This window comes from Acinetobacter sp. GQ146 (assembly GCF_059758585.1).
In genome coordinates this window covers 204,990-217,276 of the sequence record NZ_JCAXDV010000001.1, presented here as the reverse complement: position 1 = coordinate 217,276, position 12,287 = coordinate 204,990, and the positions used below count along the sequence as shown (strand labels likewise).

General features: G+C 43.1%; 10 protein-coding genes and 1 tRNA gene. 4 read left to right on the top strand and 7 right to left on the bottom strand.

What is annotated here, in order from left to right:
- Positions 1–88 precede the first annotated feature (88 nt).
- Together AC6CHI_RS00990 and greB are read right to left on the bottom strand one after the other, a co-directional pair.
- Positions 89–178, bottom strand: a tRNA-Ser gene (locus AC6CHI_RS00990).
- Between the two features lie 104 nt (positions 179–282).
- Positions 283–762, bottom strand: coding sequence for a transcription elongation factor GreB (gene greB / locus AC6CHI_RS00985; RefSeq protein WP_498119078.1), 480 nt, complete (start codon positions 760–762; stop codon positions 283–285).
- Positions 763–1,127: 365 nt separating this feature from the next.
- Between greB and AC6CHI_RS00980 the strand changes: the two genes are divergently transcribed.
- On the top strand, positions 1,128–2,240 hold the full coding sequence (locus AC6CHI_RS00980; protein WP_458890901.1) for a transglycosylase SLT domain-containing protein: 1,113 nt from the start codon (positions 1,128–1,130) through the stop codon (positions 2,238–2,240).
- A 64-nt stretch (positions 2,241–2,304) separates the two neighbouring features.
- Here the strand turns inward: AC6CHI_RS00980 and AC6CHI_RS00975 are convergent, their stop codons facing one another.
- On the bottom strand, positions 2,305–2,688 hold the full coding sequence (locus tag AC6CHI_RS00975) for an SCP2 sterol-binding domain-containing protein (protein ID WP_458890902.1): 384 nt from the start codon (positions 2,686–2,688) through the stop codon (positions 2,305–2,307).
- A gap of 216 nt (positions 2,689–2,904) precedes the next feature.
- Positions 2,905–3,825 (bottom strand): tRNA 2-thiocytidine(32) synthetase TtcA, encoded by a 921-nt coding sequence (gene ttcA, locus AC6CHI_RS00970; RefSeq protein WP_458891120.1) that lies wholly within the window; start codon positions 3,823–3,825, stop codon positions 2,905–2,907.
- A gap of 554 nt (positions 3,826–4,379) precedes the next feature.
- On the opposite strand from ttcA, the gene AC6CHI_RS00965 reads away from it, so the two are divergent.
- Together AC6CHI_RS00965 and htpX are read left to right on the top strand one after the other, a co-directional pair.
- The gene (locus tag AC6CHI_RS00965; protein WP_498119401.1) at positions 4,380–5,192 is read left to right on the top strand and encodes a lytic transglycosylase domain-containing protein; all 813 of its coding nucleotides are present in this window, start codon (positions 4,380–4,382) and stop codon (positions 5,190–5,192) included.
- 130 nt (positions 5,193–5,322) lie between these two features.
- Complete coding sequence (htpX, locus tag AC6CHI_RS00960; protein WP_458890903.1) at positions 5,323–6,228, top strand: protease HtpX; 906 nt, start codon at positions 5,323–5,325, stop codon at positions 6,226–6,228.
- 62 nt (positions 6,229–6,290) lie between these two features.
- Here the strand turns inward: htpX and AC6CHI_RS00955 are convergent, their stop codons facing one another.
- The 3 genes from AC6CHI_RS00955 to AC6CHI_RS00945 all read right to left on the bottom strand — a co-directional run bounded on the left by AC6CHI_RS00955 (position 6,291) and on the right by AC6CHI_RS00945 (position 11,475).
- Positions 6,291–6,878 carry a DUF4112 domain-containing protein gene (locus tag AC6CHI_RS00955; protein WP_498119077.1) on the bottom strand — a complete coding sequence of 196 codons (588 nt, stop codon included), beginning with the start codon at positions 6,876–6,878 and terminating at the stop codon, positions 6,291–6,293.
- A gap of 69 nt (positions 6,879–6,947) precedes the next feature.
- Positions 6,948–8,291, bottom strand: coding sequence for a magnesium transporter (gene mgtE / locus AC6CHI_RS00950; protein WP_498119400.1), 1,344 nt, complete (start codon positions 8,289–8,291; stop codon positions 6,948–6,950).
- 82 nt (positions 8,292–8,373) lie between these two features.
- Positions 8,374–11,475 carry a multidrug efflux RND transporter permease subunit gene (locus tag AC6CHI_RS00945; protein ID WP_498119076.1) on the bottom strand — a complete coding sequence of 1,034 codons (3,102 nt, stop codon included), beginning with the start codon at positions 11,473–11,475 and terminating at the stop codon, positions 8,374–8,376.
- 434 nt (positions 11,476–11,909) lie between these two features.
- Here AC6CHI_RS00945 and AC6CHI_RS00940 point away from each other — a divergent pair, with 434 nt between their 5' ends.
- Entirely contained in the window at positions 11,910–12,287 is a 378-nt protein-coding gene (locus AC6CHI_RS00940; protein ID WP_498119075.1) for a diacylglycerol kinase, read from the top strand.

Genomic DNA, 12,287 nt, shown 5'->3' with positions numbered 1-12,287 from the left:
CTGTAAGGCATTGATCCAGATTGTGTTGTGGGAAAAATTACAGATGAAAAAAAAAGCCCTTGTTTTCACAAGGGCTTTTTTAAGTATTTGGCGGAAGCGGTGAGATTCGAACTCACGGAGGACTCACACCCTCGTCGGTTTTCAAGACCGGTGCATTAAACCGCTCTGCCACGCTTCCAATGGCGGCTATCATATAAATAAATTTCTAACTTGGCAAATACTTTTGCGCATTTTCTTGTTTAACTGAACAAAATAAAATCAAAAACTGTAATTTTTTAGCCCTTAGGGCTTTTCATAGCGAATTGTATTGATATACCACAACTTTTTCCCAGATGGCGTCATCACTTCCACCTCATCATCCACTTGTTTGGAAAGTAAGGCACGCGCCATCGGTGAATCAATTGAAATATGCTGCGGATGATGATCATAAATTTCATCAACTCCGACTATGCGTAACTGTTTTTGTTCACCTTGCTCATTTTCAATTTCGACCCAAGCGCCAAAATAAACCTTGCCTTCTTGCTCTGGCGAAAAATCAACAATACGTAATTCTTCGAGCCGTTTTCCAAGATAACGCACCCGACGATCAATCTTCCTTAACAGCTGTTTGTTGTACTGGTAATCTGCGTTTTCACTACGGTCGCCGAGGCTCGCGGCCCAGTTCACTTTTTTGGTAATTTCAGGTCGTTCCTCACGCCAAAGCTGCTGTAATTCAGCCACCAATTTGTCATGTCCAGCACGTGTAATTAAGTTCGATTTCATCTTGCCTTGGGTCTATTTAGAGTACGAAACAGATACATTTTTAAGCTATTTTATGCGCATTTTCACCACAACAAAAGTGTATAAAATTATTTTTTTAATAAAATTAGAAAGTTATGTTACATTTTTTAAATATTTTCTGTACTAAATTTGACAATCCGAATTTCCGACTTTATTATTCGTTCATCTTAAGTTTCGAATACTTTTTAACCTATGTAGTTTTTTTCTACATAATTCCTGTTTATCTCATGTCATTCTGAATGACGTCATGACTGCCCACCCCTTATTGAATTTATCAAACTTGAAAAAGTTTAAGGCCTCGTTTGCTTTGGCTTTTTAGGGCATAAATTACTTGTAGCGGAGACAACATGCACAGTAGTTCATCTTCTGGGTCGAGGCTTAGCCTTAACTCATTAACTTTCTCTTTCCCTTTAAAAGCCTTAGCACTCACCACCGCCTTGATTCCGTTCCATAGCATCAATGCGAGTAAGGCTTACCAATACGATGCTGTTGTGAATAACAATAAGCTCACCGTGGTTGGTGTAGAAAATCCATCGACTGTTTTTAAAGATGGACAGTATTTACATGGCTTTGGTTATGACCTTGCCCGTAACTATGCTGACAGTATGAATGTTGAACTGGTCTTTACCACAGTACCTGACGATGCCAGCGCATTGAAATTGGTCGATCAAGGTAAGGTCAATTTTGCAATTACCACTTCAACCATTCAAAACATTGAAAGTAAAAAACTCACCTCATTCTCGGCTACGTGTGGTGACTTATATAGCTTGCAAAAAAATGGTTTAAATACGCAACTGAATTGGGTATTTAAACATGCGGACGACCCGCTGACGCAAACTGCAAGTGGTTATGTTTGCCAAGGTAAACAGACTGGTGCCATCAGTCAGTTGGCATCCTTTTATAATCGCAATGTCGTAAATGCCGAGTCATGGGATTCGATCCAGCGTGACCTCAGCAAACGTATGCCGATTTATAAAGCCAGCTTCCAGCGTACGGCTGAGAAATACGATTTGGATTGGCATTTCTTAGCGGCTATTGGCTATCAAGAATCATACTTAAAGCCTGACTCGATTTCTCCTACCGGAGTCCGTGGCATTATGATGCTGACCAACAGCACCGCAAAGGCCATGGGAGTATCGAACCGTACCGATCCTGCACAAAGCATTCAGGGTGGTGCCAAGTACTACGACCGAATGTTGAGTCGATTTGAAGATGTACCTTATCCTGACCGTAACTGGTATGCCTTAGTGGCCTATAACATGGGACCAGGTGCCGTAAATCAGATTCAAAAGCAGATTAGTGCTCAAGGTAAAGATCCAAATAACTGGGTCAACCTCTATAGTTATTTAGATGAAAAGAAAGCGCAAAATGGTCGCTATCGCCAAGCAGTACAATATGTCACGCGTATTCGTGCCTACTTGGAATACATCAAAAATACGCCGCAATTGGTGAACATCTAAATCATCATGATTGCATGGCATAAAAAAAAGCTTACCGTCAGGTAAGCTTTTTTTTTCGAAAAACTTAAGCAGTGTGCTCAAGGACTTTCTTAAATAGATCTTTTTGCTCTTGGCTTGGCTTGGCAGTTTGCAATGCCATCAATTGAGACATGTCGCCTTGCACTTTAATTTTGCCTGTCATAAACGCTTGCATTGCCGCAGACATGTCAAACTCGAGGAAAACTTTACGTAGCGTTTCAGCATCCATATTTAAAGTGGTTTTAGCATTTGAAGACAAACCTTTTAAGATTTTGCCGCCATCTAACGCCAATTCGGTATTGCCACTGGTATCTGTCACCACTAAGTTAATGGCTAAATTTGCCAACGCTGGTGGCAAATTCAAATCCCCTGCTTGCGCAGTTAAAGTTTCTACAGTTGAAAACCAATCATCAGTTAAAAAGGCAGGCATGATGTTTCCTCAAATTTATTTGTTCATTTTCTGTCGCCTATCCAGACAACATCAGTGCGAAGCTGTTTTGCTTGAAGCCTGTTATAGCACGTAAATGAAATCTTGGGCTAAAGTTTTTTGTACGGACCGTTCAGTTTTTATGCTTTTTATACATGTTTAAAATCAATGAATAACAAAAATAGACACCACTACTACATGAAGCGGTGTCTATAGACTTTACTCTGCGGCAAATCCTAAGTTCACCATATTGATGCGCTTATTGATGCCTTGCTCTTCAGTCGAACAGGTTTCTTTAAAATCAAATTCACGTTGCGAATCGAGCACTTCAAAGTCAAACAATTCACGGTCTGCCAATTGCGATGGCGAAACGTTTTGTAAAGCACCAAAAATGCTGTGTAAGCGCTTCGGATGCTCTTTGTCCCAAGCACGTAACATGTCATTAATGATGGCACGTTGCAGGTTCTCCTGCGAACCACACAAGTTACATGGAATGATTGGGAACTTACGCATTTCGGCATATTTAATAATGTCTTTTTCTTCCACATACGCCAATGGACGAATCAACATGTTCTTTTTATCCGTAGATAAAAGTTTTGGCGGCATGGCTTTTAAGCTACCGCCATGGAACAAGTTCAGGAAGAAGGTTGCCAAGATGTCATCACGGTGATGTCCGAGAGCCACTTTGGTCGCACCAATCTCTTGTGCAAAGCCATATAAAGAGCCACGGCGTAAACGTGAACATACTGCACAATACGTTTTCCCTTCTGGGGTTAAGCGCTTGGTGATGCTATAGGTGTCTTTTTCCAAAATATAATAAGGAATGTTATTTTCTTCTAAATAACGTGGTAATACATCTTCAGGGAAACCCGGTTGTTTCTGATCAAGGTTGACCGCAACCACGTCAAAATTAATCGGTGCAATACGTTTAAACTGCAACAAGATATCCAGCAAGGTATAACTGTCTTTACCACCAGAAATACACACCATGACCTTATCGCCATCTTCGATCATTTTAAAATCACGAATTGCATGACCGACTTGGCGGCGCAACTTCTTCAACAAACGATAATACGCAGAGCTGGTTGGGAGTTCTGGCTTGAAATTAAACCCTTGTTCGGACTCAACTGGCGAGTACATAGACACGATTAACCCATAAATAAAAATACCGCGCAATTTTATCCGATTCGCTAAGCAATCGCATCTAAAGAATGTAAATTCTCATGAATGACAAGCCATGTCATTTTTTCGTCTTGCTCGAAGTGTATATTTGAACGTTGCAGTTCACTTTTTAGCCGAAACGCTTATCTTTTGGACTTTTCCACAGTTGTCCACAAAAGCTGTGGATAACTTTGTGGATTTCAAAACACTTGACAGGTGATGCTGCCCATATTTTAAGGCTTCTATTTAAATTGGTTATTTTTTGATCTATTTTATTTTAAATAAATATCAATGGCTTAGCATAGTCAAGCAATCCTGATTAAAAAAAAATTAAATTTTTTTTTGATTATTTCATCTGCAAACTCACTTGATTTTTACAAAGACATGAAAAATAAAATCCCTCAGCGCTTTTTATCTCTCTTTTTTTTGCTAAACTTGTAATGACTGTTTGGGGACAGATAAATTGATAAAAAATGAAAAATAAATGGCAAAACATCAAATCTTACCTCGTGGGCTGTGTATCTATCCTGCTGATGAGTCCTGCATGTCTGGCAGGTCAAACCATTTATCAATTAACCGAGTCTAACGGTACGACTTTATTGACCAATAAGAAAAGTAAATACAGCCATCTTAAAGTGGAAAAGAAAACCTATTACCCTGACAGTAATATCCATAGCTATACCAACTGGGGGAACTCCGAATCATCTGTCCTGCCCAGCTATAGCCGTAACCGCAATGCCTTTGATGGTATGATTCGCCAAGCAGCACAAACCCATGGGGTTTCTGAAGGTTTAATCAAAGCCGTCATGCATACCGAATCGGGGTTTAATGTGAATGCGCGCTCCCCTGTGGGTGCCCAAGGCTTAATGCAACTGATGCCTGCTACAGCACGGCGCTTTAATGTCGCGAATGCTTATGATCCACAGCAAAATATTATGGGCGGTGCCAAATATTTGAGCTGGCTGCTCAAGCGTTTTAATGGCAACACCTCTTTGGCTCTGGCTGCCTATAATGCTGGTGAAGGTAATGTTGATAAATATGGCGGAATTCCTCCATTTAGAGAGACCCAAGATTATGTAAGACGAGTGACCAGTCGCTATAACAATTTGTATGCAGGTGGTTCCATTGCATCAAGCTCAGGACAAGTCCTAGCCCAATCCGTCAATTATTCCCCTAGCAACGTGAATAACAACACGCCTCCTCAGGCAGCGCCTATTCCGACGACTCCGGCAAAAAGCAGCAGCCAGCGTCAAATCATTATGGCGGCAGATGGCAGCTATACAGATGCTCCACGTTCTGGTACATATTCGACCGAACATGCTTCTGCCTCAGCGCGAATTTATTAATAGAAATATGTTATTTTTCGCGTCAAATCGCGTTTTTTTCTTGAATTTTGCCATGATTCACCGCATATTGATCTCTATGATTTATCAGTTATAAATCAGATCATATTTCTATTTTAAGAGGATTTTCTCAATGATGCGGATTGGTTTGTTCTTGCTAACCAACCTCGCGGTACTGGTTGTAGCTGGCATTATTTTGTCACTCTTCGGTGTCGGTAGTTACCATGGCGCGGGTGGCTTGAATCTAGGCAACCTTTTAGTCGTCTGTTTTGTGTTTGGTATGGTTGGCTCTTTAGTGTCTCTGTTCATGTCGAAATGGATGGCGAAAAAAACAACTGGCACTGAACTTATTGACCCTAATGCTCCACGTAGTCAAGCCGAAGCTTGGTTGCTACAAACAGTTGCGGAATTATCTCAACGTGCTGGTATTAAAATGCCAGAAGTGGGAATCTTCCCATCTTACCAATCGAATGCCTTTGCAACAGGTTGGAATAAAAATGATGCTTTAGTTGCCGTTTCAACGGGCTTATTAGAGCGCATGAATAAAGATGAATTACGTGCGGTACTGGCTCACGAAATTGGTCACGTTGCCAATGGAGACATGGTCACATTAGCCTTAATCCAAGGTGTCGTGAACGCTTTTGTGATGTTCTTCGCACGCGTGGTCGGTGACTTTATTGACCGTAATGTCTTTGGTCGTGAAGATGGTGAAGCACCAGGCCTAGCATACTTTGGGATTACCATTGTGCTAGATATCGTGTTCGGTATTTTAGCGTCTGCGATTGTAATGTGGTTCTCGCGCTACCGTGAATACCGTGCTGATGAAGCAGGTGCACGTTTAGCCGGTAAACAAGCCATGATTTCTGCCCTATTACGCTTACAAGCAGAATCAGAAATGCCAGACCAAATGCCAAAAGAAATGAAAGCATTTTCAATTGCGGAAGGTAAAGAACAAGGTTTTAGCTTAGCGGCTTTATTCCAGACTCACCCAAGCATTGAGCAACGTGTTGCAGCATTACAACAGTTAGACTGCGCATAATCCAGATTCTCATAAAAATAGCCTCCAACTAGGAGGCTATTTTTATGTCAGAACAACTCGATTTAACTCCAGCTCTGCCACCACATCTGGAGCATCGTAAAACCATACCATGTCGCCATCATCAACAAAATTAGCACCAGCAATCCAATCAAATCTGGAATATGTAACCAGAGCCAAGCAACAACTGGATGTCGCCATAAGGCTGATTGTTGCTGTTTCTGCTCGAGCTTCTCATGCAAAAATGGATGTACCACATGCCTGCTGTCACGAATTTGATATTCTTCCTGAATGTGTTCATGCACGATATCGAGGGCTTTACGACTCGGACGAATAAAAATATCAAACAGGGTTCCTGCAATCGGAATAAATCCCACCACGGCATCCATTACAGCCAGTTTATACACCACATTTAATTTATGCTGCGGTACGCCAATCTGTTTGGCTTTATAGATGGCATAGCAAGTCAAGGCAAAACCTGCGGCATCCCCGACCACAGGAATGGTACCGAGTGCTGCATCGGCCCCGATACCTTGTTTGGTAAAGGGAATCCGAATGACAGAATCCATCATATTGGCGAACTTCGCCAGATCACGCTCTAAGCGAATGACCTCTTGCGCTGATTTTTTAGGAAGGTCTGGGGAATTAGGCATTTTTCTCGATATCAAGTTGATTTCTCTACAGCTTAGCGTATTTTGCCCTGCAACGTGCTATACGTGCCATTAGGACCACCCACTCAGCAATTGTGACGCGATAAATAAATACACTAGCACTCCCGTTGCATCACAGATTGAAGTCACCAAAGGCGCAGAGGCACTGGCAGGATCGAGGTTTAAACGGCGTAATAAAAATGGCAGACTCATGCCAATAAGAGACCCTAGTAAGACTATGCCTAACATACTGAGTGCCAGTACACAGGCAACCACAATATCTCCACGCAGGTATCCCAATACGGAAACGGCACAGGCCATGGTAGCCCCCAGGCAGAGCGCAACCAAACTCTCCCGCCCCAATAACATGAACCAGTCTTTAAAATGGACATCTCCGGTTGCCATGGCGCGCACCATCAGAGTGGCAGATTGGGATCCTGCATTTCCACCACTGCCAACCAGTAACGGCAAAAAGAACACCAACACAATATGTTGGGCAATAATCTCTTCAAAATGTGCAATGCCGATTCCAGATAACAAGCTACCAAAAACCAGCAATACCAGCCAAAACACCCGTTTTTTGTACAGGGCAAAAATCGGTGCGGTTTTTAGACTGGTATGTGACGTCGCTGCAACCGCACTGCCTTTTAGAAAGTCTTCGGTCATTTCTTGCTGTACCACATCCATCGCATCATCATAGGTCACAATGCCCAATAAATGCTGTTGCTGATCAACAATCGGTAAAGCCAGAAAATCATAATGACTTAACTTTGCCGCAATACTTTCTTGGTCTTCATCCACCTGACCAACAATAAGTCGAGTGGTCATGGTGTCCGCAATGGTTGCATTCGGTGCAGCCTGAATAATTTCCCGTAATGAAATAACCCCGACTAATTCATGAGTCGCATTGGTAATATAGATGAGATATAGTGTTTCACGATTCGCGGCAATTTGCCGAAGCTGCTCGATTGCCTGCTGCATAGTCAGTTCAGGGGCTAGACTGACATAATCCGTACTCATAATCGCACCCGCCGACTCTGCGGGATAAGTCAATAATTGCTGTAAATGCTGTTGTTGGTCTCCCCCCAACTCACTCAACACATGCTGTTGCAAGGTCTGAGGCAGCAGCTGAAACAGATCTGTACGATCATCAGAATGCATGCTACTGAGCAAATGCAGCAGAGCGTCTAGCGGCAGCGCTAAGGCCACGCGCAGTTGAGTCTCAACGGGCAAGAACTCAAACACATAGGCAGCGGATTGCAATTGCTGCACCAACCTGCATTGCACAGCGAGGCTCTGTATTTGCAAAAACTCGGCAACATCCGCAGCATTGAGTTGATTTAATTGGCTAATTAATGCAAACCACTGTTGCTGCTCCACGGCTTGCTGCAAGGCACTCAACGGATTTTCGTTCATCATTATTGTTCTGTATTCTAATTTAAAGAAACTTAGAGGCGAGGGGCTTGCGCTGAAGCTGCCCCAGCTCTATCACGGACTATTACATGGAATCGGTTGGCTTGGCTACAAATACGGAGCGAATCAATACGTACATGAAGGGAATAAAAATCAGCACCAACACCGTTCCAAAAATCACGCCCCCCAACACACTGCTGCCAATTTCCTGACGACTGGCTGCACCTGCCCCCGTGGCAAACACCAAGGGAATAACCCCAGCACCAAAGGCCAATGAGGTCATTAGAATCGGGCGCAAGCGTAAACGTGCACCTTCAAGCGCTGCCTGTATGACACCCAGTCCGCGTGTTTGCGCAATAGAAGCAAATTCAACGATTAAAATTGCATTTTTACAAGACAGACCAATGGTGGTTAGCAAAGCAATCTGGAAATAAATATCATTCGGGAAACCGAATAGGGCACTAAACAGTATATTGCCACCTACCCCCAGCGGAATGGCACTCATCACCGCAGTTGGAATAGACCAGCTTTCATATAACGCGGCCAAGCATAAGAAAATAAAGCCAATAGAAATCAGGTATAACCAGAGTGCTTGATGACTGGATTTTTGCTCTTCAAATGACAAACCACTCCATGCCAAATCTATCTCAGGTTGTTGCTGAACCAACGCCTCAATATCCCGCATGGCAACACCAGAGCTGACATTTTTGGCAGTGTCGGCTTCCATCTCAATGGCTGTATAGCCCATAAAGCGTTTAACCACTTCAGGTGCACCACTCCAATTTACCTGAGCAAAATTGGCAAAGGACACCATTTGATTGCTATCATTACGGACATACCACTGTTGTAGGTCTTCAGGTTTGGAACGGAATTCTGCATCTCCCTGCATCACCACACGCTTCACCCGTCCACGGTCAATAAAATCATTCACATAAGCCCCACCCCATGCTGCTGACAAAGTACTGTTAATCGCAGCGGGTGAAAGCCCTAAGGCCATCGCCTGTTTTTGATCAATATTGACCTGTAAATTGGCTTTATCCGGATTTGCCTTATTATCTAGATTTTCAAAACTCTTTTGCTGTTCTGCCGCAGCTTGTAAAGTTTTCAATTGATCGGCTAAAAATGGTCGCCCTTGACCATTAATGTCTCTGATCCAAAATTCCAAGCCATCGGTTTGCCCCAAACCACTGACCGAAGCAGGCAGATTCACCATAATCTTGGCATTCGGGTTTTGACGAAAATGCTGCATGGCACGTTCACGAATAGCTTGTGCTGAATTGTGTTGCCCTGAACGTTCATCCCAATGTTTTAATGCAATAAAACCTTGACCCAAATTTTGTCCTGTACCTGAGTAATTACGTCCATAGCGCACCATCACCAAGTTGACGTTGGCTTGCTCTTGATTCAGGAAATATTGTCGGATTTCTTCCCCAACTTCGCGGGTTTTAGCCAGTGGCGCACCGTTGATCAGTTCAAACTGTACACTCAGCATGCCTTGATCTTCGCTAGGAATAAAACTGGTCGGCAAGGCACGATAAAATAAGGCAAACACCGCCATCAGTGCCACAAAAACAACTAAGCTGATGCGTTTATAGTGCAAGGTAGTTTGCGCAAGTTGCAGATAGCGCCCTTTTAAATGCTCTAATTGTGCATTAAACCATGCGGCCCAACGCATCACGTGCTGGCTTGGCTGTAAGATCAAAGCACACAATGCTGGTGTTAAAATTAAAGCAACCAACAAGGATAAGCCCATTGCCGCTACGAGTGTGATGGAAAACTGACGGTAGATGACCCCAGTCGATCCACCAAAAAAAGCCATAGGAATAAAGACCGCAGTCAACACCAAGGTAATCCCGATCAAGGCACCACTGATTTCATTCATCGAGGCGATTGCAGCTTGTTTGGCTGACAGGTGCTGTTCATGCATCAACCGCTCAACATTTTCCACCACCACAATGGCGTCATCCACCAACAAGCCAATCGCAAGTACCAGTGCAAATAAGGTGAGTGTATTGATACTCATCCCTAATACATACAGTAGAGCAAGCGTACCTAAAATCACCACCGGGACAGTAATGGTTGGAATTAAAGTGGCGCGCCAATTCTGCAAGAACAAGAACATCACCAAGACCACTAGCAGCACAGCTTCAAACAAGGTTTTAACGACTTCCTTAATCGACTCTTGTACAAATGGGGTGTTATCTCGTGGGTAAACTATTTGGTAACCCGCTGGCAGCTTGCTTGCAAGATGTTGCACTTCGGCTTTAATTAAGGCCGATGTCGCCAGTGCATTAGCCCCCGAAGATAATGAAATCCCCATGCCCGCAGAAGGATAGCCATTGATGGTATTATAAGACTGATAATTCTCAGCCCCCAGTTCAATCCGCGCGACATCTTTTAAATAGACAAAACTGCCATCCCGATTGGATTTGACAATAATCTGCTCAAATTCAGGCACGGTTTTTAGGCGTGAGCCCGAAGTCACTTTGGCATTCAAATATTGCTGATCTAAGGTCGGTAAATCCCCAAGTCCTCCAGCAGCTACTTGCGTATTCTGGGCTTCAATAGCCGTCCGGATATCCGAAGGCATCAGACTAAATTGCTTCAGCTTGCTGGGATTCAGCCAGATGCGCATGGCATATTGCGAGCCAAACACATCAACTTCCCCCACTCCATCAATCCGCGCAATATCCTGTTCAAGATGCGTCATCATATAATCGGATAGTGCGATATTATCGCTACGCCCAGACGCATCATACAGACCAATCACCATATGGGTATCGCCCAGTGACTTATAGACATTTACCCCTTGCCGCTGGACTTCCTCTGGTAATCGGCTCAGTACCCCATTAATGGCATTTTGCACCTGTACCTGAGCCGTATCAGGATCTGTGCCGTTTTCAAAGCTGATGCTAATCCGGCTACGCCCTGAAGAATCACTGCTGGAACTAAAATATAAAAGATGATCAATACCCTTGATTTGCTGTTCTAAAATTTGTGTAACACTTTCCTCAACCGATTCTGCAGATGCCCCGGTATAACTGGCGCTCACCGTAATTCGGGGAGGTGCAATGTCTGGATAACGCTCCACAGGCAAATTCAGCACTGCAAATAGCCCCAACGCCATCACGATAATTGCAAGAACACCCGCGAAAATGGGACGTTGTATAAAAAACTTAGACAACATAGGTCGGCGCCACTTAAAAATGAGAAGAAAAACAGAAGTTGCGAAAAATTAGCAAATTTGTGTTGATATTCAATGACTCAACTTTAAATTACAATCATTATTAACATAGTTATAGATGTATTACTCAATTATGTAGAAATTGTGAAGAAGTGGCTGGAGTAACAACTTTTACACAAGATAGATCAATCTATTGAGTGGGTGGATTGTGATTGCCAAGTCACAACTAGAGCACCTGATACGGGGGAACAATCACAAGCAGACAGCCAATCATCGACAAGCTATACCCTCGATTAAATTTAAGAACTTTCCGCCGATTTCATGCACATTAAATAATGCTAGACTACAACAATCATATCAGCTGACATTGGGCTTTTAAGCCCGTTTTAATTTCGGACTGTTAACCTTTTAATGATTCCTAATCTATACAAAGCATCATGAGCGAATATTCTCCCCTTAAAGGCAAAACTGGCGTTAAACGTATTTTAAGCGCAACGGGCTATTCTATTGCTGGTTTTAAAGCGGCATTTCAACATGAGGCCGCTTTTCGACAAATTATTTACATTAATATCGTGCTGATTCCCATCACGTTTTTTCTTGATATTAGTCGTAGTGAGCATGCCATTCTGATAGCTGTCTGTCTTTTAGCAATTATTGTCGAGCTATTTAACTCGGCCTTAGAAGCAATTGTCGACCGTGTGTCTTTAGAACGTCACCCCTTATCAAAAAATGCCAAAGATATGGGCAGTGCTGCGCAATTTGTTGCATTGAGTATGATTGCCATCACTTGGGCACTGATTTTATTGGGCAAATAG

What these genes read in the sequence shown, in the direction of transcription:
- greB (WP_498119078.1), bottom strand. Translation starts at nt 762, where the DNA reads ATGAAATCGAACTTAATTACACGTGCTGGACATGACAAATTGGTGGCT.
- AC6CHI_RS00980 (WP_458890901.1), top strand. Translation starts at nt 1,128, where the DNA reads ATGCACAGTAGTTCATCTTCTGGGTCGAGGCTTAGCCTTAACTCATTA.
- AC6CHI_RS00975 (WP_458890902.1), bottom strand. Translation starts at nt 2,688, where the DNA reads ATGCCTGCCTTTTTAACTGATGATTGGTTTTCAACTGTAGAAACTTTA.
- ttcA (WP_458891120.1), bottom strand. Translation starts at nt 3,825, where the DNA reads ATGTACTCGCCAGTTGAGTCCGAACAAGGGTTTAATTTCAAGCCAGAA.
- AC6CHI_RS00965 (WP_498119401.1), top strand. Translation starts at nt 4,380, where the DNA reads ATGAGTCCTGCATGTCTGGCAGGTCAAACCATTTATCAATTAACCGAG.
- htpX (WP_458890903.1), top strand. Translation starts at nt 5,323, where the DNA reads ATGATGCGGATTGGTTTGTTCTTGCTAACCAACCTCGCGGTACTGGTT.
- AC6CHI_RS00955 (WP_498119077.1), bottom strand. Translation starts at nt 6,878, where the DNA reads ATGCCTAATTCCCCAGACCTTCCTAAAAAATCAGCGCAAGAGGTCATT.
- mgtE (WP_498119400.1), bottom strand. Translation starts at nt 8,291, where the DNA reads ATGAACGAAAATCCGTTGAGTGCCTTGCAGCAAGCCGTGGAGCAGCAA.
- AC6CHI_RS00945 (WP_498119076.1), bottom strand. Translation starts at nt 11,475, where the DNA reads ATGTTGTCTAAGTTTTTTATACAACGTCCCATTTTCGCGGGTGTTCTT.
- AC6CHI_RS00940 (WP_498119075.1), top strand. Translation starts at nt 11,910, where the DNA reads ATGAGCGAATATTCTCCCCTTAAAGGCAAAACTGGCGTTAAACGTATT.